Below are 24,620 nucleotides of genomic sequence, written 5' to 3'. Positions count from 1 at the left end.
CTTATGAATCTATCACGTTATCTTCAAATTTAGGCGTACAATAAAAACGTTTTCCCTTTTCTTGAATAAAATTAATTACATCAATTACAGATTGCGAAGTAGAATAAGAAGAAAAAACGTCATTAACACGTTCTTTAAACGGTTTATTGCGATCAAAAAGCATAGAAACTGCGTGACGTAAAGCGTGAATCTCTTTACGTGCAAGACCAGCACGCTTCATACCAATAATATTGAGTCCAGCAAGTCTCGCTTGTACACCAACAGCCGTTCCATAAGGAATCAAATCTCCAACCAATGCAGATACACCACCAATAAATGCATGATGTCCGATACGAACAAACTGATGAACAGCTGCACCACCACCAATAATAACATAATCACCAACTATAACATGACCGCCAATCATTGCATTATTTGCGAATGTCACATGATTTCCTACACAACAATCATGTGCAACGTGAGAATAAGAAAAGAATTGACAATTATCACCAACAACTGTTGTTCCTGAGCTTGAATCCGAGCCTCTATGCATCGTAACACCCTCACGAATCATACAGTTTTTACCAATAAAAAGAGTTGTATGCCCCCCTTTATGTTTATTATTCTGTGGCTCTGCACCTAAAACTGCATGAGGAAATATCTTACTATTCGCACCTATCACTGTCTCGCCCATTATGACAACATGACTCATTAAATGACATCCATCATCAATTACAGCTTTTGGACCAATATGACAAAACGGCCCTATTGATACATTTTTACCAAGTTGCGCTCCTTTTTCTACAAAAGCAGTTGGATGGATTTTTGTATCAGACATTCCCACATTCCTATTACATTATTTACTTTGATTCAACAATCATTGCAGAAACTTCTGCTTCAGCAACGCGAACATCTTCTACTTTTGCAATACATAAAAAACGTCTAATATTTGACCGTTTTTTTAATAATCGGACATGAATTTTCAGTTGATCACCGGGTGTAACCGGTTTACGAAATTTCGCATTATCAACAGTCATAAGATAAACTAAGCCTAATTCCTTACTATTTAAACTTAAAAGTGAAATCGCTCCCGCTGTTTGTGCCATAGCTTCTAAAATCAAAACACCAGGCATAACTGGCTTTTCAGGAAAGTGTCCCGTAAAATGGGGTTCATTAATTGTTACATTTTTAATGCCGATAGCTTCTTGATCACCATCAATTTCGATTATACGATCGATCAATAAAAATGGATAACGATGTGGTAATATTGACAATAATTTATCAATATCCATAGATTCTAGACTTTTAGTTTCTTCAGTATCGGTCATATCACCGTTTCTCCCTTTTTACTTTTCCGATACTACGCAATGCTGCCACTTCGCGAAACCATTGTTTAAATGGCCGTGCTGGACTGCCTCCCCATTTCTCTCCATCTGGAATATCATTCATAACACCACTGCCAGCAGCAATTTGAACACATTCACCTATTGTAATATGATCCGCAATGCCAACACTTCCCCCCAGCTGAGACATATCTCCTATAGATGTGCTTCCAGCGATTCCACATTGAGCAGCAATAAGGCAATAACGACCAATTTTCACATTATGAGCAATCTGCACCAAATTATCAATTTTGCTCCCCTCGCCAATAATTGTATCATCAAATGTACCGCGATCAATCGTTGTGTTTGCACCAATTTCTACACCATCTTGAATGATCACACGGCCAAGATGAGGAATTTTTTCAACACCAATAGCACTTCGAACGTAACCAAAACCATCCTGCCCAATACAAACACCAGGATAAATATAAACTCTATCACCGATTAAAGAATATTGAACTGTTACCTTAGGAGCAATATAGCAATCACGTCCAATACGACAATTTTCTCCAATAACAGCTGTTGATGAAATAAGAGTACCCGAACCAATTTCAACGTTTCTACCAATAACAGCTCCTGCCTCAACACACACATCATTTTCAAGTTTAGCACTTGGATGAATATGAGCATGCGGTGAAATTTCTTTTTGACCGAACCAAGGTGTTGGCCTAACAGAAGCAGGAAATAAAATACGTCCTACTTGAGCAAAATCACGTTGCGGTGTAGATGTCACCAAAACTGCAATAGTTTCAGGCACTTTAAAAACAATATCACTCGTACAAAAGACAGCAACCGCAGAGCTCCCTAATAAAGCATCAGAAAACTTTCGATTCTCTATAAAAACAAGAGAGCCCTCCCCAGCACTCTCTACAGAAGAAAGAGTATTTATAACTGTATTAGAAAACTCTGGATTAAGAAGCTTCGCACCTGTCAACTTTACTACGTCAGCAACTGTCAACCGCCGAGACGGCGTAAAAAAAAATGTATCCGCCATCAAAATACTCTCTCTCCCGGTCTAATGTAATTTCCCTTAAAGTTTACTCTCCTAGAGAAAATCCAAATTAAAACTTAGTAGAAATACCAAAGTTCAGATTTTGTACATTATCGCCTTCTTGCTTAGTTAATGGCCAAGCATAATCAAAACGCAACGGACCAAATGGAGATTCCCACATTAAACTAATACCCGCAGATGTTCGCCATGAACTATGAGAATTTGTAACTGGCGTTTCATCTTTCAAAACAGGCTTATAATTATTACCATAAAGTGTCGCAGCATCTAAAAATACAGCACCACGGAATCCTAAACTATCAGGAACAATAGGTATAGGAAATTGCACTTCAGCAGTTCCATTCATATATGTTGTACCACCTAAGAAATACACTTCACCCAACTGAGAAACCTGACGCGGCCCTATTCCATTATATTTAAAGCCTCGAATCATATCATTGTTGCTTTTAAACATATCAAAAATACGAAGACCATCATCTCCTATTCCATATATATAACCCGCTCCAACAGAAAATAAACTGACCATATCCATTCGATCAGAGAGTGTCTTGTACATCATTGCCTTACCAGTTGTCTTCAAGAACTGCGCATCTCCACCAAGCCCTGCATATTCCTGAAGAAGACGAGCATATATACCATCATGGGGATTTTTCATATCATCGATGGAATTATAAGTTAAACCATAACTAATAGACGAGCGATGCCAAGGGCTATGCTTAGCAGCTTGAACGATTGCACCAGAATATTTTCCGTACAATTCTTTTACGACTTGGTCATCAGTTAAATCATATTGTGCACCAAAATCATATTCTTCTTGTACATAAGAATAAGCTAAATTAGCAGATAATTTATCATTAATTGGCAACCCAAATCGAAGCGAGCCACCTGTTTGCCGTACATCATATGCTTTATCAGCGCGATAAGTACTGCGAAAAATATCAAGACCCGCAGATGAACGATAACCTAAGAAATGAGGATCAACAAACGATAAATTATAATTACGAGATTTTTCTTGACCAGCCCCTAACCCCAAACGTACATATTGACCACGCCCTCCAAGGTTACGCTCAGTGACAGATACTTCAAGTGACATACCTGGACTCGTACCACCTGTCGTATACCCTCCAGAGAAAGAAAGATCTCCTGTTGGAACTTCTACTACATCTATAACCAATGTAACCTGATCAGGTTGATCGGTCGTAACCATTGAAATATTAACTGATTTAAAAAATCCTAGAGATTCTAGTCGACGTTTTGCACGTTGCACCATTGTTTGATTGTAAGCATCGCCTTCATTTAAATCAAGTTCACGCCGAATAACATAATCACGAGTCTTTTCATTACCACGTATCTCAATTCGCTGGACATACGCTCGAGGACCTTGCTCAATGTTATAAACAATTGAAATTGTATTATTCTTAAAATTACGGTTTCCTCTTGGATCAACTTTAGCAAAGGCATATCCAGAGTCAGCAACTTTATTATTAATAATTGCTACAGACTGCTCAACATGTTCCGCATTATAAACATCGCCTGTACGAGTTTTAATAATCTTTTTCAGAGACTGAGTATCAACTCCAGCAATATCACTTTCAATCTGAATATCACCAATTTTATAGCATGCCCCTTCATCAAGAATAAAATGAATTTTATAGGCATTATTTTTTTCATCATAAACTGCCTTAGATGAAATAACGCGAAAATCAGCATAACCACGACTATAATAAAAACGGCGAAGGGCCTCTTCATCTGCAGCTAGACGATCCTCTGTATAAACGTCACCCTTCAACAATAACGAAAATATTCCTGAAGGCTTCGTTAAAATCACATCACGCAAACGACGCACTCCAAATGTATTATTCCCTTGAAACGTAATATCGGCAATCTTTGTCCTCTGGCCTTCAACGATATTGAAAACCACATTTACACGTCCTTTACCCAAATTAATAGTTTGAACTGTAACAGAAACATTGTTGCGACCAACAGTCTTATATGCTTCACGAATCACTTTTATATCGGCTGAAAGCTTATCAGAACTGAAAGTTTCATTTTGTTTTAGAGTAATGAAACGTTTAAGATCAGGATCTTTAAATGTTTTATTCCCTTGAAAGAGTATCCGATTAACAACCTCATATTCTTTAACGGCTACAACAAGCTTATTGCCTACCTGATTTATTTTAATATCATAAAATAATCCTAGCTCAAAAAGACGTTTCACTTCAGCATCAATATCGCCTTCAGAAAAATTTCTTCCAGCTTTAATTCTCATATTATCTCTAATAGTCTGAGCAGCTACATACTTGTTACCACGAACTTCAATAGAATGAACAATTGATGCTTGTGTTTCCTCAACCATTGCAATTGACATAACAGCTGCTGCTGGAACAACTGCAACTATAGCTAGCACCAATGCAGATGTTGCGTTTAAAAATCTCGAATTCGCAGTCATTAGCCTCTTCACCTTAATACTCTCTTTGTTTTTAGGCACATATCCCTATAAGTTAAGTTACAGCAACTCCTTATTAGGAACTATTTATGCACTTAATTACCATCCCTAGCTTACTACGCCACAATATCTTGCGAATATAGTAAACAACCTGCTAATCTTTAATTATTCCTCAATTTATACAATATTCTCCATAAATAATAGCAAAACCAACAAAATAATCATTAAATAGCGCAAAAATCATAAATACAATGACAATAAAAAATCCTATACGAAAAACAATTTCCTGAATTTTAGCTGGAACTGACTTACCAGTCATAGCTTCAGCAATATAAAACAATAAATGTCCACCATCAAGCGGTGGAATAGGAAAAAGATTAATAAGCCCAATGCGAATTGAAAAAAAGTTGTAAAATGCAACATAGAGGACAAACCTGTTTCACTAATTTTCCAAGCAATCTAAACAGTTTTAGAGGGACCGCTTAATTGGCAATGGTCTTCCTTGCACACCGATTAAACAACTAAAAAAGATTTTTTTGGATAATAATCAATGTTGTACTCTTTAATGACTCTGCTATTGATTCTATCCAATTATAGCAAATATGTTTCTTATAAATTGGATCTAAACGCTCAGAATTATAGAAAACAATAGAAACTCTCACACCAATCATATCGACCTAAACCTGATTGCCAAATCCATCATCTCGCTTGATTACTATAGGTTTAATTAATACCGTTAAAATTTGATCCACATACTCTATTTTAATTCTATAGAATCTCTACCATGTAAAATTACATAAGCTACTAAATCTCCAAAACTTTCAATCTGTTTACCATCCATTTCAACCAAAATGATTCCCCCGTATTAAAACAGCTTGAATAACTGAAGAATCTTTTTCTAGATAACCAAAAACCGGTTCAACAACTACACGTCCATAAAAAAGAAAAAAATGTTAAAATAACAACAGTAAAAAAAAACCTTGAATAAGGGACCAGCAAAAACAGTCATTGCTCTTTTCCAAGCATGAGCGCCCATAAATGAACCAGGTGTAAATGAAGATAATTTGGACGATGATGTTAGTCCATTATTATCTTCAATGAATTTTACATATCCTCCTAATAAAAAAAGCTTTAAACACCACCTTGTACCTCTCTTATCTGTATAACTCAGAAATTCTGATCCAAATCCAATCAAAAAACAGACGCCCGAATACCACACCATCTTCCAATAAGATAATGTCCCATCCCATGTACAAAAACGATAATTAAAATGGTAAAAATAACATTTAAGCCTCTTAAAAAGAGACCACCCACATTAAGTATATGACCTAAAAATTCCAAAGTATCATTTTCCAATAAAATCACATAAAAAAGATTAAAGGAGTATTCATATCAAACATAAACGAGCCAATTATATAAAAAAGAGAAGTAGCACCCACCAACCCGTCCATACGATCCATAAATCCTCCATGTCCAGGTAATAAAAAACCAGAATCTTTAACAGAGAATCGCCTTTTTAGCCATGATTGCCATAAATCACCTATTTGTGAAATAATGGATAATATTAAAGCAAGGAAGAATACAAAATAATTCACTGCACTGATACCAAAAACATAAATCACAACCACTATGCCACTAGAAAGCCCAGCAAGTGTTCCAACGATTGCCCCTGACCATGTTTTGTTAGGAGAAAATCGTGGTGCTAACTTCGGGCCACCAAAAACACGACCACCGAAATACGCAGCGATATCTGTACTCCACACTACTGCAAATAAAAAAATCACTCTCCAAAAACCCAATAAATCGTAGCCTCGTAAACAAGACAAAGCCACTACTGGAAAAGATGCGTATATAAATCCTCCAAAAATCCAACCAGCATTCCCAATAGACAGGAGAGCTAACAATACTGCTAGAATCATTAAAACACTGAACACTAATGAAGCAGATGTACTAAAAATCAACAAGAAACCACAAACACAATAAAAAACACTAGCTAATATTTTTTGTAAGAGGCCCCATTTCTCTTCAGTGATATCAATCCACTCATAAAGAATAAAACCACCAATTCCCCACGTAAACAAAAAAAACAAAGTTCCGCCACACCACGTTAGATACAAAGTAATAGTACCCAAAATAATGGCTGTCAGAATGCGAGACATAAGATTAGACAAAACAATCTCCAAACGATAAAAAAAGAAGAATCAAGTGAAGAGATAATATCCAAAATTTTCTATGCAATATTTTATACCCGTACTTTTCTAAGATTTACTAATAATGATAGTAAAATTCGATAAAAAATGACACTTATAAAACTAACATCATCTATAATTACTTCAAAATTTTATCGATTAAAATAAAAATAAAAACAAAAAGAAAAGAGAGTTAAAATATGTTACCCAATTTTAAAAATCAGAAAACTTCTGCTCATTACTCATGAAAAATTTACGCAAATAATTAAATTTGATATCTATATTCTGTTCACATAAGATATTTTATTATTACAATCGTAAGTCATTTACTGAAGAATTAAAAGATTATCAAAAAAATTGCGAAATAATATATTTTTACCATTCTCTTAATCTATAGTAAATGGCAGATAACAAGAATATGATATCCTTGTCCAATGATAAAAATCTAAACCTGCATAATTTCAGTTTCTTTCAAAACCAAAATTTTATCAATCTCAGCTATAGTTTCATCCGTAAGCTTTTGAACTTTCTCAGACAAACTACGTGCTTCATCTTGTCCAATTTTTCCTTCCTTTTCTAACTTCTTTAAATTATCCATGCCATCACGACGAACATGGCGAGCAGCAATACGAGCTTGCTCTGTATATTGATATGCAATTTTTACTAATTCCTTTCGACGCTCTTCATTTAATTCAGGTAAAGGAATACGCAAATTCACACCATCAGTAATAGGATTTAAACCAAGACCAGAATCACGAATAGCACGCTCAACAGCCCCAACCATCGTTTTATCCCATACAGAGACTGACAGCATTCGTGATTCCGGAACAGAAATATTGGCAACTTGATTTATTGGAACAATAGAGCCATAAGCCTCAACTGTCAAATGTTCTAATAAACTAGCCGATGCTCGCCCAGTCCGCAAACTACCTAATTCATGTTTAAAAGATGAAATAGCACCTTCCATGCGACGTTTCAGATCATCCATAATTAGTGTTATATCCATATTTATGCTTCCCTTCATTGTATCCTGAAAATCACTTTCATTCTGATACTATCGTAAACTGTCCCTCTCCATTCAACACCTTAGCCAAGCCACCCTTTTCATGAATAGAATATACAATAATAGGTAAATTATTCTCACGTGCTAAAGTCACAGCTGTTGTATCCATAACAGATAACCCCCCTTGTAAAATCTCAATATGCGTTAATTTATCAAAACGCTTAGCCATGGGATCTATTTTAGGGTCTGCAGAATAAATACCGTCCACTTGTGTTCCTTTCAACAACACATCTGCACCTATTTCTGCTGCACGTAAAGTAGCTGCAGAATCAGTGGTAAAAAATGGATTACCTGTACCACCAGCAAAAATAACAACTTTTCCTTGATTCATATAGCTTATTGCTTTGCGCTGCGAAAAACTTTCGCAAATTTGCGGCATAGCAATTGCCGATAAAACAACTGATTCAATCTTTAATTTCGTCAATGATGTCCATAATGCCAAAGAATTAATAGCAGTTGCAAGCATTCCCATATGATCGCCAGTTACACGATCCACACCACGTGAAGCAACAGCAACGCCACGAAAAATATTACCTCCACCTATAACAATAGCAACCTCTACGCCCATTGCTCGGACTTCAGCAATATCAGTAGCAATACGATCTACAACTGAAACATCAATGCCAAAACTTTGTCCTCCCATAAGTGCTTCACCAGACACTTTCAACAAGACACGTTTATATCGAAGAGCTAATGTCATTATAATCTCCCAAAAAGCATTTGTACTTTTTGTCTTCGATACACTAAGGGCACCATCTTGTCACGTAATACCCCTGAAATAATTACAATTTTTAATATTTATTGTGCTATAATTTGATGTTTCTAACAAATAATTCGGAAAATAACTAGCTCTTAACTACAGCTGCAACTTCTGCAGCAAAATCAGACTCTTCTTTCTCTATACCCTCGCCTAAAGCAAAACGGATAAAGCCTGTGATTTTAGCTGGTGCGCCAATGGATTGCTCTGCATTTTTCAAAGCAGTTTCAACAGTAATATCGGGATTCATAACAAAAGCTTGAGAAAGCAAAACCACTTCTTCATAAAACTTGCGCATGCGCCCTTCCACCATCTTTTCAATGATATTTTCAGGCTTTCCAGATTGACGTGCTTGATCTGAAAAAATCGACTTTTCCCGTTCAATAGCACTAGCATCAATATCTTGCGCTGTTAATGCTAATGGGTTAGTTGCAGCAATATGCATAGCAACTTGACGACCAAAAGCAGCAGCAGCTTCTTTATTCCCAGAAGTCTCAACAGCAACTAAAACACCAAGCTTACCAAGACTATCAGCAACAGCATTATGCATATAGGAAGCAACAACACCATCAGTAACAGATAATTTAGCTGAACGACGAAATGTCATATTCTCGCCAATTGTACCAATTGCATCTTTAATAACTGTCTCTACAGTCTCTTTAGAACCTGGATAAACAGATACAGAAACAGACTCAGCATCTCCTTTCGTATCTAAAGCAGCAATTGCTACATTGCGCACTATTTCCTGAAATGCATCGTTACGAGCAACAAAATCTGTTTCAGAATTAACTTCAACCAAAACAGCACTTAAACCTTTTGATAAAACGCCAATCAACCCCTCAGCTGCTGTACGGCTAGCCTTTTTGTCTGCTTTGGCTATTCCTTTTTTACGAAGCCAATCAACTGCAGCCTCCATATCACCATTGCTTTCTGCTAAAGCTGCTTTACAGTCCATCATACCAGCACCTGATAATTCTCGAAGTTCTTTCACTTGTGCAGCGGTAATACTCATATTTTCCTCTTTAATTTGATAATAATGAAAGCGCGTACAGAGAAATCCAACGCACACTCAAAACCTTTTCTATAAAAAAAGTGCTTTAACAGAAGTTTTTAAATTATTCTTCAGTAACAGTAGCCGAATCTTCTAAAACAGGCTCCACAGGCACATCTAACACAGGCTCCATAGGCGCATCAACTTGAGCTCCTAAATCAACTCCCATCGTACTTTGCTGACGAGCAATACCGTCAAGAGCAGCACGCGCAATAAGATCACAATAGAAAGTAACTGCACGCGAAGCATCATCATTACCCGGAATTGGATAATCAATATTATCAGGATCACAGTTAGTATCAATAACAGCAACAACTGGAATACCTAAACGCTTCGCTTCTTGGATAGCAATATTCTCTTTATTCGTATCAATGATAAACATAAGATCTGGAACAGATCCCATATCTTTAATACCACCAAGCGCACGATTAAGTTTTTCACGATCACGTTCAAGATTTAAACGCTCTTTTTTAGTAAAGCCCTGCACCCCAGAAGAAAGAGTTTTATCCAACTTTCGTAAACGATGGATCGAATTAGAAATTGTTTTCCAATTTGTTAGCATACCACCCAGCCAACGTGCATTAACATAGTATTGTGCAGAGCGATTTGCTGCATCAGAAATAATATCAGATGCCTGCCGTTTAGTGCCAACAAATAAAACACGCCCTCCACGTGCAACTGTATCTGAAACAACCTTAAGCGCTTGATGTAAAAGTGGAACAGTCTGAGAAAGATCAATAATATGAATATTATTACGCTGACCATAAATATAGGGAGCCATCTTTGGATTCCAGCGATGCGTCTGGTGACCAAAATGCACACCCGCCTCTAAAAGCTGGCGCATAGTAAAATCTGGTAATGCCATAATTTTATCCTTTCCGGTTTGACCTCCGCGGAAAAAGTAAGCAAGCCTACTACCGGTGGACATTTTCCAGAATCACTCTGCACTAGAATCACTCCGTAAACACCCAAAAATCCGCGTGTGAGATAATGCTACCATAATAACATTTGATTTTTTTTCAAGTTATTTTCTGCACATCATTTAATGTTATTAAGTTTGCAGTTATGCAGATCATTTTTCTCATCGAGAAATTGAAGACTCTTCAATTTTAAACGTATTGAGAAATCCCCATAATCTATAAGCAAGTGACGCACTACACCATTTTCATATAAATGAAAACTCTGACGATAAATCGGTAAACCATCCTTGTTTTTTGTATCATCAAAATGAGAAACTATAACATGCCAATAGCCACTCTCATCTAATTTTTTCAATTCCTTTATCTCAGAATCAGATACTGACTTTTTCTTTTCTCCAATAACAACACTTTCTTTTATCACTCTATCGCCACCATTATCTCCATCAAACAAAGTTGTATTATAAAAACGATGACCAGCCTTTGCGTGTCGAATAATATTTTTCAGGCTTGTAATTGGAAAATCAGCTTTCTCAAGCCTATACACATTTTCTTCTGGTTTCTTTAATTTAACTAAAGTTCCATTTTTAGTAAGCTCAGCAATTCCTTCGGTACTCTTTCCCACATTTTTTTCCATTACCTTTTTTATGTCAAAGTGGAATCTGTGACCATCACCTGTTGTATAAGTTTTTACCTCCTGACTCATTAAACGAACAGGCATACCTTCCGTATAAACGCGAACACCAAGGCTAGTATGTGTTGTATATCCCTGACATGCAGACCCCTTGATCTCATGAACCATGCGCCCAGACATTCCTATAACGACCGGATCCCAAGAAGCATTATCCATCTGAAAATCATAAACTACTCGATGAGGAGCTAAAAAAATAGCTTCTTCAGCTCTTACAGAACATAAATAAATAATATAAAAACCTATTATAAACAACAACTTAAGCATTCTTAACTTCCAGACTTATCTCATACCCATCAAATAATCAAAAACAAGAAAAGCTTCTACCTTAATTAACGACAGCATTTTCATTAAATCAAAACTATGCAGCAGGTTATTATATAATAATCATGAGACTAAAATATGACCGAATCAATTGAAAATCATTTAGAAAAATTCAACACTATTATTCTTGAAGTATTACAACCTGTTACAAACTGTAATAGTATTACAAAATGGTAATCAGCTTTTTATCTCTAGTCAGTTACCTCTTACTAATGAAAACCAGTAGAAATTGGGAAAATTGCTGCAACTGTCAACAATAAACAAGCCCAAAACTCAGCACAAGTGTAAGCTATTCCCTGCACAAATAAAAACAGCCCTTGGTAATTTAAATAAAATAAAAAAGTACTTAAAATCAGCGTCTTTGTTGCAGCAGATTCCAACTTTACCAATATTTCTCTCGTTGCTAATGGAGCTTCTGATCTACTTGTAAACCTCCTTGGTGATGAGCCTGGAAAACATGCTTGCTCTGCTATTGGGGTTGCTGTTCTTCCTATGATCGAGTAGAAATAGAAGCCCTTCTTTATAGAAATCTAATATCTTAGATAAAAACAAAAAATTCATTCATATTCTACCAAGTTTTCACATTTCTTCTTTTGCTTTAAGATCTAAACCATTGTAACTAACACTCTTTCTGGATTAAGGACGCTATCAAAGGAAATGCTTCATGCAACAAATTTATGATAATAATAATATTTTTGCTCGATTAATTCGTAATGAAATTCCATCTATTAGAGTCTATGAAAATAAAGATATTATTGCATTTATGGATATCATGCCTCAAGCGGAAGGTCATACGCTAGTCATTCCTCGAAAAAGCTGTAGAAATCTATTGGATGCAGATCCTGAAATATTATTTCCAGTTATTAAAGCTGTTCAAAAAATCACCAAAGCAGTAAAAAAAGCCTTTGAAGCAGATGGAGTAACCGTTATGCAATTTAATGAAGCAGCTAGCAAACAAACAGTTTACCATCTTCATTTCCATATTATACCGCGTATGGAAGGAGTAGAGCTCAATGCCCATACTAATGTAATAACACCTACAGAAATACTTGAAGAAAATGCAAAAAAAATCCGAGCAGCCCTTTTAATGCACCCTTAGATTGCAAAAGTTCCTCTGATCTGTCTCTTTGACAGAAACAAATGAAATACTATCAACTTTTCCCACTTTGAGACAAGTAAACATACTAGAAGGTGAAATTTTAGCAACAGCTCCCCTTCTCCTCCATCCAATTTGAAGATAATTATACTGATTGTACTATTATTTCATAGTTTACCAAATAAAATTTCACCAGTTATTATAAAATTAGTTATTTTAAAATTGGCGTCTCGATCCATCAACTGTGCCTTAAGCTAAAAAGTAGATTTTTGCACAGTCTAACTGATGATTAATTGAGATAAATTTCAAATAAAACAATAGTATCGGACTAATTATGAAATTTCGATATAGATAACTAATTAGTTGCTTATATATTAGCATCGTTGCGATACATTTCAACAACTTCAACGACCTGATTGTGCTATATTTGAGTTAAGCACTAATAGCATAATTAAAATATACAATAATCAAATTTTCTTACTATTCTATTCTGTTAATTGACTATAATGTACCATCGACAATAAAATATTAAATAATTTTAGATGAATCTTCTCAACATCATTTAATAATGATAACTGTTTAAAAATTTTGGTCAATGATCTTTATAAAAAGATCCTTAAATATAATTAATTTAAACCTTTAAAATTTTGAATAATATAATGTATAATAGCGACAATTTTTTTATTCCCCAATTTTTGCCTTTTTCATTATTATAATCTTTTTATTTAGATAATTTCATTATAAATTTAAATTACAATTATTGTAATGTGATTACACATAGAATAAAAGCCCTCTCTGACGGCGATATTTTTTATAATTAGATTAAATTGGGTATAAAAATTCATAAAATGATGTTTATAAATAAATTAGTAATATCATTCGTTTAAATTATATAAAATCAACTAAAAATGTAAATATTAATAAAAAATTTTTAGCATAAATAGGATGTTATTAAGTGTATATCAACTGGTCAGAAATTGTGCATTGCTATAAAAAAGTAGGAATCGCTCTCACTGTTTTAGTTATTTTTTGCTCTTGGGCAATAGCCACTCCTAAAGAAGCTTATCCTGATAAATATGCAGCTATTGTTATAGATGCAAATACAGGAAAGACATTATTTCAAGCCAATGCAACTTTAAAGCGTTATCCTGCTTCTTTAACAAAAATGATGACAGTATACATGATCTTTGAAGCTATAAAAAACGGTCGCGTAACACCAAATACACCCATTCCTATTTCTAATTATGCAGCAACACGCCCACCAACAAAAATTGGTATTAAGGCAGGACAAACAATTTCTATAGAAGCCGCTACTAAAGCTCTTATTACAAAATCAGCAAATGATGTAGCTACCGCTATTGGCGAATATCTTGGTGGAAGTGAACAAAAATTTGCTCAAATGATGACAATAAAAGCGCGCACACTTGGTATGAAAAATACTCATTTTGCCAATGCTTCAGGCCTCCCAGATACACGTAATTATTCTACAGCGCAAGACATGGCCACCTTAGCGTTAGCCTTACGTAGACATTTTCCGGAACAATACAAGCTATTTAAAACAACACATTTTACATTTCGTGGACAGACAATTAATAACCATAATACATTAATCAAAACAATAAAAGGTGTTGACGGAATCAAAACAGGCTATACACAAATGTCAGGCTCTAATTTAGCAACATCAATGCGTATCAATGGACGTTCTGTTGTTGCTGTCGTTATGGGAGGAAAATCATCTAATACACGTAACATTCACATGGCTAATTTATTAAAGCAGTATTTGCCAAAAGCAAGCCGTGTAGAGAGTAATGAACATTTGGTGGCTACTGCTCGCTATAAATTACCTACTGGAGCTGCTACACCTATACCTCTTACAAAAAACAATTTAATTAATTCTGATGATGAAATTTCTAGCCTTTTAACAGCACTTGCAGAACAGCCTAACGATTCTAATACAGCTGTAGCTGCCGTAAACCAGGTTATTATACCAATTCCTAATCCTCACAAAACTGAGACTGTTAAAATGAATACAGTTATTTCTGCTTCTTTATCTAAAAATAGTGGATGGGCTATCCAAATTGGCTCTCTTCCTAGTGAAAAGCAAGCTAAGATCATGCTTTCAAAAGCAACAAATGTTGCTCATTCTACCTTACGATATGCATCTCCGCAGATGCAACCTTTTCAAAAAGATGGACATCATTATTATCGCGCTCGATTTATTGGCTTTCCATCAAAAAAAGCTGCACTGAATACTTGTATGGCTTTAAAGAAAGCAAATTTTAACTGCTATACTGTAGCTTATTAAAAATTTTGAATTCCATGTTAAGGATAGTGCTATGACACATAATGCTACTAACCCATCTGAAAAAGAAAAGCTTTTCAAACAACCATCTCTTCTTTCATTACGATCACTTCACGAAGCTGCAACAAAACTAGCTAATTTAAAACATAACTCAACTACATTGAATACTCATTCTCTTGTCAGCCTTCTCATTTGCCAAACAACTCGAAATCGTCGTTTAGCCATGCCTTCTGTACATATCCACTTACGTGTCGCAAGTAAAACTGGCAATGTACCTATTAAACTCCGCCTAGGAGCAACAAATAAATAGTTTACAATTAAATTTCAGAAAAATATTTTATAAATTTGAATAATTCTTATCTTAAAATCTATAAAGATTATAATGAGCCTGACATTTTTTACTGTCAGTTTTAAAATAATATTATCCTTACAATAAAAGCTGAGAATAGAAAAATATTATATTTCCTTAGTCTATTAAGACCTAAAAAACTCAATTGTATTTTTCATTATCAGAAAAGAAAATCCTATAGAAATTAACAAAAATATTCAGTATTTCTACTCAATAACTTAAAAACTTTCTTAATAGTGCATTACTGCTTAAGTAAGAAAGCATACATTACTGATATTATTGAATTTCTTTACTAGGTTGATGACTTTCTTACACACTAAATGATTTAACAAGATAAAACATTCAACGCAAGACCACCTTTGCTTGTTTCTTTATAACGTTCACTCATATCATGCCCTGTCTGACGCATTGTTTCAATACAAGTATCAAGAGAAACAAAATGGTTTCCATTACCGTGCAAAGCAAGAGAAGAGGCTGTTACAGCTTTAACAGCACCCATCGCATTACGTTCAATACAAGGAACCTGAACAAGACCAGAAACTGGATCACACGTCATACCTAAATGATGCTCAAGAGCAATCTCAGCTGCGTTTTCAATCTGCGCTGGCGTTCCACCCAATGCAGCTGTCAACCCTGCTGCTGCCATAGCAGACGCTGCTCCAACTTCACCCTGACAGCCGACTTCAGCACCAGAGATAGAAGCATTATGTTTAATAATACCACCTATAGCTGCTGCTGTTAATAAAAAATTATGAATTCCCTCTTTATCTGCACCATCATGAAATTGAGTATAATAGCGCAAAACAGCAGATACAACACCAGCTGCACCATTTGTCGGAGCCGTAACAATACGACCACCCGCAGCATTCTCTTCATTTACTGCCATAGCATATACAGAAAGCCAATCATTTGCTAAAAGTGGTTTATTGCAATTTTTTTTCTGATCCTCCAACAGCTTATCATGAAGTCTTTTAGCTCGTCTTGGGATACATAATCCACCTGGTAACTCACCTTCTTGTAAAAGCCCCCTATCAATACAATTTATCATAGCAGAAAAAATCTCATCAAGTGCAGTATTCAAAGCAGCACGGTCCATTTTGGTTTCTTCATTTATACGTTTCATTTCAGCAATTGAAAAACCCGAAGCTTTAGCCATTGATAACATTTTATCAGCCGAATCAAAGGGATATGGCACCTGTGATGTTTTTACTTTTGTGTTATAATCTGCACGATTTAATTCATCCTCAGTTACAACAAAACCACCACCAATAGAATAATAAATCTGTCGTAAAAGAACACTTCCCTCAGCATTAAGCCCTTCAAATGCGAGACCATTAGCATGTCCAGGCAAAATCCTTTTTCTTTCAAAAATGAGATCACTTTCTAAATCAAAGCGATAAACAGGATGACCTTCTGGCCATACTTTTTTTTCACGTTTCACTTGTTCAAAAAGCAACCCTATACAATCAGGATCAACAGTAGATGCTTTTTCCCCTAAAAGCCCTAATACAACAGCTCTATCGGTAGCGTGACCTATTCCTGTAAAAGCTAATGAACCATGAAGATAAACTCGAATATGAGAAATCTTAAGACGCGATGGCTGAGAAAGATTCCTTGCAATAATCTCCTGCAAAAACATATTAGCAGCTAGCATTGGACCCATTGTATGAGAACTAGAAGGACCAATGCCAATCTTAAAAATTTCAAAAACAGATAAAAACACCGCCCACCTCAAAATCAAACGCGGATCTTGAGTACACGTTTTTCATTAAAATTAAATTGTAAAGTAAATAAAAAAAATAATAGCTACAAACATGAACGTAGCACGTCTTGCTACCATCCAGCAATCCTTTTCTATAGCATTTTCCATATCTAACCCTTAAGGAGTAAACAATAACCTAAAACACCCCCATCTCACTATATGAAATATAGTAAAATAAGTATTAAGACGCAATATTAAAATAAAATGTAAAATGAAAAGTTTCATAAAACATTTTGTGTAATTCTTCATTTTATACTCAAACAAATAAAAATAACTCCTAACATGACTGAATAAAACGCACAAAGTTTCTGATCGGTTCGCGCTCAGTCTCAAAATTATTTTCTGGAGCATTTGCATCACGATAACCAAGAGCCATACCACAAATAATACGCTCTTCGGAAGGTACTGACAAAAGTGCACATAATTGCTTATGATAATCAGCAAATGCAGCTTGGGGACACGTATCTAATCCAAAGCCACGCGCAACTAACATAATGGTTTGCATAAACATACCTAAATCAAGCCAACTCCCAATCTCCATATCTTGGTCCATTGTGAATAAAAATCCAACAGGTGCACCAAAAAATGAAAAATTCCGTGCTTGTTGGCGTAACATTTTTTCTTGCTCACCTTTTTGAATTCCAAGACTTTTATAAAGATCTAAACCAACTTTTCTACGTCGAGAAAGATAAGGCTCACGCCATTGACGTGGATAATATTGATATTCACGCTCCCCTTTTATACCCGATAATACCAATTGTGAAAGCTCCTCTCCAACTTTCTGCAACGCTTCCCCTGTCAAAACAATCACTTTCCAGGGTTGAAGATTTGTTCCAGATGGAGCCCGTGCTGCAAATCTTAATATTTGCTCAATTACTTCTCGCTTAACAGGTTGATCAGTGAAAGCTCGAATTGATTTTCGTGATAAAACAGATTGAAAAACATCAACAATAGAACCCTTCATTGTACTTACTTTCTCTTATATGAAAGATAATTTAAATGCCGCTCTTCTTTAATGAAAAAAATAAAAAACTCTTATACTTCCTAATTTAGGATCTCTAGTACACTGGATAAGGCAAATTTGTTGGTTACATGCTTTATCTGCTAATCTTATCTCTTTTTTTCTGCTTACTATGGCTTTCTCTCACCAATGAATTATATAAAAATGGGATAAAATCAATAGATTCTATATTTTTAAAATCATTTGCAGAAACTATACTTTAATGCATATTTCAATTGCCTAATCTTTATAAAATATAAAAACTCACCAAGCTTTAACAAAAACAATAAGGAAAAAATAGCGCGAGTATCATAATGCACATAAATATTCAATAAAGCATAAAATAACCTTTATTATTACAACATTAAACCGCATAATCTGCTCTTATTATGGTATTAAGAAGAACTCATTAAAATTATCAATAAAATCAACTATATGTATTTCTGAAAATCTTATTTTATTTAACAACGGGAACCATTAATTGCAAAAAATATGATTATGTAAAAATTTATAAACACATAGAATATTAAATAAAGAACAAGACAAAATACATCGTACCAAACATAAACAGAAATACGGTGGTATCTCTTGAACGCTTATTGTTTACATTATTTTGCGAAAAAATCCTATCATAAAGTATGATAACTGCATTTAAAATTGTTATTTGACTGCTATAATCTCTACAACTTCTCTTGTAAGTTTTTATTTCCTTACAAAAATATTATAATACATAGAACAAATAGTAATTCTATGATATAATTTCCGTGTTTATACAACAAATTAATTTTTGATACTGTAATCAATAATTTAAGTGTTTCATGCACTATATCAATATGTATTACTTATTCTTGAAAAGACATAAAAATTGTTCACACTAAGTTTGCTCTTATTCCTAGATCAAAAAAAGAGGATAACCGTCTGCCCCAATTCCGGCTACTGCAACAGCTAAAATTACTCAAATCAATTTTGAGTTTAGTGTTTCTCAATCCAAGTTTTGATATTTAGTATTTTAGTGTTACACGTAATTTCTTTTTATATTAGTATAAATATCACTAAAAGACACCTTAATTTTGAGATAGAATTTTACTAAGTTTTTAGTCAAACTTATAAAACTTAAAGTTAACGATTAACTCCTAATTCAGCTAAACTCTCAAAAAAAGTCTCTTCGATACATTCTAAATCATTTAATAAATCAGTAATATCGCTCTGCATCTGCCGCAAATCAGCACGTTTTTTATTGATAGTTTCAATTAATTCTTTAAGTTTTTTTTCATTATCAGGTGGTTTTCTATCTATTGCGAATATATTGGATATCTCAGATAAGGAAAAATTAACCCTCCTAGCCTGTAATATTTGCTTCAATTTACAACGGTCCATTTGCGTATACAACCGCTTACGCCCACGCCGAAAAGGCGTAAGTAATCCTTCTTCTTCATAATAACGCAAAGTCCGAGCAGTTATTGAAAACTCTTGAGTTAAATCATCAATTGAATAATATCCTTGCATTCTAATATCTGTTCAATAAATCAACTACATTGTTATCCAAAACGTATAGGCTTTTTATCAAATCTTAGTTAGAATTTTCTTATTGTTTTCTTTTGAAAGATAAAAAATATAAACTGAAGAAAACTTTCTAAAAAGAATACCTTTTTTATCAAATAATCTAACTTCTTTATCTTATCCCTTGAAAGGTAACAAACAACTACCATTTATTTTATAGATCTTTCAATTTTCAATATACAAAAATAAATTTCTCTTCCTAATTACCTAAATATCGCAAACTTATAGTAGAACAATCAAAATACTAAATATTATAATTAAAAATTTTAATTTACATTAAAATTTCTTAAATCTAAGATCACCTTATAAAACTTTTATAAAAATACATTTATCAGAAATGCTATTCTGAATTTTAAAGCCTAATAAAAATGCCTAATTTTATTTCAGGCGCTTTACATCTTTCTTAGCATTATTAATCATTCTGCAACAGTACTAGTTGTCATATTTGTTAACATAGCTTTCGTGGTTTCGTCATCACTGGATTTTCGGCGCTCATTCATAATCAAATCATCACGAACAGTAGCAATACGACGAATTTGGGCAATCGCACCACCTGTACCTGCAGGTATAAGCCGACCAACAATAACATTTTCTTTAAGCCCTTGCAGAGTATCAATTTTTCCAGAAACTGCCGCTTCAGTAAGCACACGCGTTGTTTCCTGAAATGACGCTGCTGAAATAAAAGAGGGTGTCTGAAGAGATGCTTTTGTAATTCCAAGAAGTATAGGATTACCTACTGCAGGTTTTTTACCTTCCGCAATTAGATTATCATTGATTTCGTCTAACTCAATACGATCAACATGATCACCTGCAATATAACCAGAATCACCAGCTTCAGTAATTTCAACTTTTTGCAACATCTGGCGAACAATCACTTCAATGTGCTTATCATTAATCAAAACACCCTGTAAACGGTAAACTTCCTGAATCTCATTAACAAGATAAGACGCCAAAGCTTCAACACCTTTAATTGCCAAAATATCGTGAGGCGCTGGATTACCATCAAGGATATAATCACCTTTCTCAATCTGATCACCCTCTTGCAAATGAAATAATTTACCCTTTGGAATTAAATATTCTATTGGTTCAAGGGATTCATCATGTGGTTCAATAATAATACGGCGTTTATTTTTATAACCACGACCAAATCGAACTGTACCACTAATTTCAGCAATAATAGCATGATCCTTTGGACGACGTGCTTCAAAAAGCTCAGCTACACGTGGCAAACCACCGGTAATATCCTTAGTTTTAGCGCTTTCCATTGGCAAACGTGCAATAACATCGCCTGCCTTAACATAAGAACCAGGCTCAACAGAAAGAATTGTCTCTACCGACATCATATAACGGGCCTCGCCACCTTTATACAATTTAGCAATAGTTTCGCTTTTCTTATCTGTATAGATGATAATCGCTGGTTTTAGCTCAGCACCACGTGGGTTAGCACGCCAATCAATCACCAAACGCTTAGTAATACCTGTAGATTCATCAGCTGTTTCAGTAACTGATAAACCATCAACCATATCTTCAAAACCTATATAACCATCGACTTCAGTCAGAACTGGCCGTGTATAAGGATCCCACTCTGCTATACGTTGACCGCATTTTACAACATCACCATCATCAACAAAAATACGTGCTCCATAACTAATACGATGTACAACACGTTCTTTACCAGCCTCATCCTTAATAATAATAGCCATATTGCGCCCCATAACCACCAAATGGCCTTCAGAATTCCTAACCACGTTGCGGTTACGAATTTCTATTGTACCCTCATAAGACGCCTCAAAATAAGATGAATCAACAACCTGTGCTGTTCCACCTAAGTGGAAAGTACGCATCGTAAGTTGAGTTCCTGGCTCACCAATTGATTGAGCTGCAATAACACCAACTGCTTCCCCCTGATTAACCAATGTTCCACGTGCTAAATCACGACCATAGCACTTAGCACAAACACCAAGACGCGTTTCACAGGTCAAAGCAGAACGTATTTGAACAGACTGAATCCCTGCCTCTTCAATCTTAGCAACATCAGATTCTTCAATCATTGCACCACCTTCAAGAATAACCTCACCAGAAACTGGATGCAAAATATCAAGAAGTGCCGTACGACCAAGAATTCTCTGACCAAGAGAAGCAACAATTTGTCCTGAATCAACGATTGGCTGCATAGTAAGGCCTTTCATAGTACCACAATCAACCGTTGAAATAATAGCATCTTGCGCAACATCAACAAGACGCCGCGTTAAATAACCAGAGTTAGCAGTTTTTAAAGCAGTATCAGCAAGCCCTTTACGTGCACCGTGCGTTGAATTAAAGTATTCATTAACAGTCAAACCTTCTTTAAAATTAGAAATAATTGGTGTTTCAATAATTTCACCCGACGGTTTTGCCATTAACCCGCGCATCCCAGCCAACTGCCTCATCTGATTAGCAGAACCACGCGCACCGGAATGTGACATCATATAAATTGAATTCATTTGCCGTTTACGACCTGTCTTAGGATCAAATTCAATTGCTTGAATACGCTTCATCATCTCATCGGCAACACGATCGGTACATTTACCCCAAGCATCAACGATTTTGTTATATTTCTCACTTTGGGTAATTAAACCATCACTATATTGCTGCTCATATTCCTTAGCAAGAGCTTCCGTTTCTGCTACTAAATGAGACTTACTATCAGGAATAACCATATCATCTTTACCAAATGAAATTCCAGCACGACAAGCATGAGAAAAGCCAAGCTGCATGATACGATCACAGAAAATCACAGTTTCTTTTTGCCCACAATGTCTATAAACTTGGTCAATCATTTTAGAAATATTCTTTTTAGTCATTTCTTGATTAACAATATCAAACGAAATATTCGGATTTTTTGGTAAAAGTTCACCAATAATTAAACGACCAGGTGTTGTATCATAGAGTTTCGAAACAACTTCACCATCCTTATTAAGATCCTTAAAACGGCCTTTAATTTTTGTATGCAAAGTTACAATTTTATTTTCTAGAGCATGATGCAATTCACCCATATCTGCAAAAGCCATCCCTTCACCTGGTTCTTTTTCAGAAACAATTGAAAGGTAGTAAAGACCAAGAACCATATCCTGTGATGGAACAATAATCGGTGCACCATTAGCTGGATGAAGAATATTATTGGTTGACATCATCAAAACACGAGCTTCAAGCTGCGCTTCAAGAGAGAGAGGGACGTGAACAGCCATCTGATCACCGTCAAAATCTGCGTTAAATGCTGTACACACTAACGGATGAAGTTGTATAGCTTTCCCTTCAATCAAGATAGGTTCAAAAGCCTGAATTCCTAAGCGGTGAAGTGTCGGCGCACGATTCAGCAACACAGGATGTTCACGAATAACCTCATCTAAGATATCCCAAACTTCTGGATGTTCCTTTTCAACAAGCTTCTTGGCCTGCTTTACAGTAGATGAATATCCCTTTGCATCAAGTCGCGCATAAATAAAAGGCTTAAATAACTCAAGAGCCATTTTTTTCGGAAGACCACATTGATGTAATTTCAATTCAGGACCTGTTACGATAACAGAGCGACCTGAATAATCAACACGCTTCCCAAGTAGATTCTGACGGAAACGTCCTTGCTTACCTTTTAGCATATCTGAAAGGGATTTTAATGGACGCTTATTTGCGCCAGTAATCACACGCCCGCGACGACCATTATCAAATAACGCGTCAACGGCTTCTTGCACCATACGCTTTTCATTGCGGATAATAATTCCAGGAGCACGCAACTCAATTAATCGCTTTAAGCGGTTGTTCCGGTTAATAACACGTCGATAAAGATCATTCAAATCTGAGGTAGCAAAACGACCACCATCTAATGGAACCAATGGACGCAAATCTGGTGGAATGACTGGAATAGTTTTCATAATCATCCACTCTGGTTTATTACCAGATTCAAGAAAATTCTCAACGATCTTAAGCCGTTTAATCAGTTTTGCCTGTTTTAATTCTGAAGTTGTTTCCGCTAACTCCATACGCAAATCATTAGCAATTTTATCCAATTCCATTCCCGCAAGAAGCTCATAAATAGCCTCTGCACCAATCATAGCTGAAAATTGATCCTCTCCAAATTCATCAACAGCAAGCATATATTCTTCTTCTGATAAAAGCTGATGTAACTTAAGAGATGTCAATCCTGGTTCTGTAACAATATAATTCTCAAAATAAAGAACTCTTTCGATATCTTTTAAAGTCAAATCTAAAAGAGTAGAAATACGACCAGGTAATGACTTAAGAAACCAAATATGAACTACGGGAGCTGCAAGCTCAATATGACCCATACGCTCACGACGCACCCGTGAAAGAGTGACTTCTACACCACATTTCTCACAGATAATACCCTTATATTTCATACGTTTATATTTACCACATAAACATTCATAATCTTTAATAGGGCCAAATATACGAGCACAAAAAAGACCATCACGCTCTGGCTTAAATGTCCGGTAGTTGATAGTCTCTGGTTTTTTAATTTCACCATATGACCAAGACAGAATCTTCTCAGGACTCGCAATAGAAATACGAATAGAGTCAAATGTCTGCACTGGTGCCTGAGGATTGAAAAGATTCATGACCTCGTGGTTCATGCTGTTCTCCTTCAAAGATTCTAAAACTAGCCACAATAGCTTTTCTCTTTGTTAAAGCTTTATTTGAGACTTGTTTTCACTTTTAAAATGTTCCGCCATCTAATAGAAATTTCTC

Annotated in this window: 17 protein-coding genes and 2 pseudogenes; 4 read left to right on the top strand and 15 right to left on the bottom strand. The window is 35.3% G+C overall.

The window, feature by feature from the left end; all coding sequences use genetic code 11:
- Window position 1: 1 nt before the first annotated feature.
- The 11 genes and pseudogenes from lpxA to BA1379B_RS01895 all read right to left on the bottom strand — a co-directional run bounded on the left by lpxA (window position 2) and on the right by BA1379B_RS01895 (window position 11,751).
- Window positions 2-817 carry an acyl-ACP--UDP-N-acetylglucosamine O-acyltransferase gene (gene lpxA / locus BA1379B_RS01945; RefSeq protein ID WP_035005987.1) on the bottom strand — a complete coding sequence of 272 codons (816 nt, stop codon included), beginning with the start codon at window positions 815-817 and terminating at the stop codon, window positions 2-4.
- 22 nt (window positions 818-839) lie between these two features.
- A complete protein-coding gene (fabZ, locus tag BA1379B_RS01940; RefSeq protein ID WP_035005988.1) occupies window positions 840-1,307 on the bottom strand; it encodes a 3-hydroxyacyl-ACP dehydratase FabZ in 468 nt (155 codons plus the stop codon).
- A 1-nt stretch (window position 1,308) separates the two neighbouring features.
- Entirely contained in the window at window positions 1,309-2,355 is a 1,047-nt protein-coding gene (gene lpxD, locus BA1379B_RS01935) for a UDP-3-O-(3-hydroxymyristoyl)glucosamine N-acyltransferase (RefSeq protein WP_078692328.1), read from the bottom strand.
- A 67-nt stretch (window positions 2,356-2,422) separates the two neighbouring features.
- On the bottom strand, window positions 2,423-4,819 hold the full coding sequence (gene bamA, locus BA1379B_RS01930; RefSeq protein ID WP_035005990.1) for an outer membrane protein assembly factor BamA: 2,397 nt from the start codon (window positions 4,817-4,819) through the stop codon (window positions 2,423-2,425).
- A gap of 169 nt (window positions 4,820-4,988) precedes the next feature.
- A pseudogene (locus BA1379B_RS01925) lies at window positions 4,989-6,157 on the bottom strand (M50 family metallopeptidase).
- Between the two features lie 20 nt (window positions 6,158-6,177).
- Window positions 6,178-6,987, bottom strand: a complete 810-nt coding sequence (locus tag BA1379B_RS01920) for a phosphatidate cytidylyltransferase (protein WP_035005991.1) — start codon at window positions 6,985-6,987, stop codon at window positions 6,178-6,180.
- Window positions 6,988-7,450: 463 nt separating this feature from the next.
- A complete protein-coding gene (frr, locus tag BA1379B_RS01915; RefSeq protein WP_035005993.1) occupies window positions 7,451-8,011 on the bottom strand; it encodes a ribosome recycling factor in 561 nt (186 codons plus the stop codon).
- A 37-nt stretch (window positions 8,012-8,048) separates the two neighbouring features.
- Window positions 8,049-8,768, bottom strand: a complete 720-nt coding sequence (pyrH, locus tag BA1379B_RS01910) for a UMP kinase (RefSeq protein WP_035005994.1) — start codon at window positions 8,766-8,768, stop codon at window positions 8,049-8,051.
- Window positions 8,769-8,913: 145 nt separating this feature from the next.
- Complete coding sequence (gene tsf / locus BA1379B_RS01905; RefSeq protein WP_078692327.1) at window positions 8,914-9,837, bottom strand: translation elongation factor Ts; 924 nt, start codon at window positions 9,835-9,837, stop codon at window positions 8,914-8,916.
- A gap of 103 nt (window positions 9,838-9,940) precedes the next feature.
- Window positions 9,941-10,741: a 30S ribosomal protein S2 gene (rpsB, locus tag BA1379B_RS01900; protein WP_035005998.1), complete on the bottom strand. Its 801-nt coding sequence runs from the start codon at window positions 10,739-10,741 to the stop codon at window positions 9,941-9,943.
- A 173-nt stretch (window positions 10,742-10,914) separates the two neighbouring features.
- Entirely contained in the window at window positions 10,915-11,751 is an 837-nt protein-coding gene (locus BA1379B_RS01895; RefSeq protein ID WP_035005999.1) for an EipB family protein, read from the bottom strand.
- A gap of 135 nt (window positions 11,752-11,886) precedes the next feature.
- On the opposite strand from BA1379B_RS01895, the pseudogene BA1379B_RS07145 reads away from it, so the two are divergent.
- From BA1379B_RS07145 to BA1379B_RS01875, 4 genes and pseudogenes are all read left to right on the top strand, one after another.
- A pseudogene (locus tag BA1379B_RS07145) lies at window positions 11,887-12,312 on the top strand (RidA family protein).
- 160 nt (window positions 12,313-12,472) lie between these two features.
- Window positions 12,473-12,907: an HIT family protein gene (locus tag BA1379B_RS01885; RefSeq protein ID WP_078673687.1), complete on the top strand. Its 435-nt coding sequence runs from the start codon at window positions 12,473-12,475 to the stop codon at window positions 12,905-12,907.
- 952 nt (window positions 12,908-13,859) lie between these two features.
- On the top strand, window positions 13,860-15,209 hold the full coding sequence (locus tag BA1379B_RS01880; RefSeq protein ID WP_078692326.1) for a D-alanyl-D-alanine carboxypeptidase: 1,350 nt from the start codon (window positions 13,860-13,862) through the stop codon (window positions 15,207-15,209).
- Window positions 15,210-15,240: 31 nt separating this feature from the next.
- Window positions 15,241-15,516 carry a hypothetical protein gene (locus tag BA1379B_RS01875; protein ID WP_078673685.1) on the top strand — a complete coding sequence of 92 codons (276 nt, stop codon included), beginning with the start codon at window positions 15,241-15,243 and terminating at the stop codon, window positions 15,514-15,516.
- Between the two features lie 364 nt (window positions 15,517-15,880).
- Here BA1379B_RS01875 and BA1379B_RS01870 read toward each other — a convergent pair whose 3' ends face one another.
- The 4 genes from BA1379B_RS01870 to rpoC all read right to left on the bottom strand — a co-directional run bounded on the left by BA1379B_RS01870 (window position 15,881) and on the right by rpoC (window position 24,505).
- On the bottom strand, window positions 15,881-17,278 hold the full coding sequence (locus tag BA1379B_RS01870) for an L-serine ammonia-lyase (RefSeq protein ID WP_035006007.1): 1,398 nt from the start codon (window positions 17,276-17,278) through the stop codon (window positions 15,881-15,883).
- 316 nt (window positions 17,279-17,594) lie between these two features.
- The gene (locus BA1379B_RS01865) at window positions 17,595-18,281 is read right to left on the bottom strand and encodes a nitroreductase (protein WP_035006008.1); all 687 of its coding nucleotides are present in this window, start codon (window positions 18,279-18,281) and stop codon (window positions 17,595-17,597) included.
- A 1,155-nt stretch (window positions 18,282-19,436) separates the two neighbouring features.
- On the bottom strand, window positions 19,437-19,823 hold the full coding sequence (locus BA1379B_RS01860) for a MerR family transcriptional regulator (protein WP_035006010.1): 387 nt from the start codon (window positions 19,821-19,823) through the stop codon (window positions 19,437-19,439).
- Between the two features lie 470 nt (window positions 19,824-20,293).
- On the bottom strand, window positions 20,294-24,505 hold the full coding sequence (rpoC, locus tag BA1379B_RS01855; protein ID WP_035006011.1) for a DNA-directed RNA polymerase subunit beta': 4,212 nt from the start codon (window positions 24,503-24,505) through the stop codon (window positions 20,294-20,296).
- Window positions 24,506-24,620: the final 115 nt, after the last annotated feature.

The organism is Bartonella sp. A1379B (genome assembly GCF_002022485.1).
In the GTDB taxonomy this organism is placed as follows: Bacteria; Pseudomonadota; Alphaproteobacteria; order Rhizobiales; family Rhizobiaceae; genus Bartonella; species Bartonella rochalimae.
Note: the sequence above shows the minus strand (reverse complement) of the source record. Positions and strands in the feature narration are given on the sequence as shown.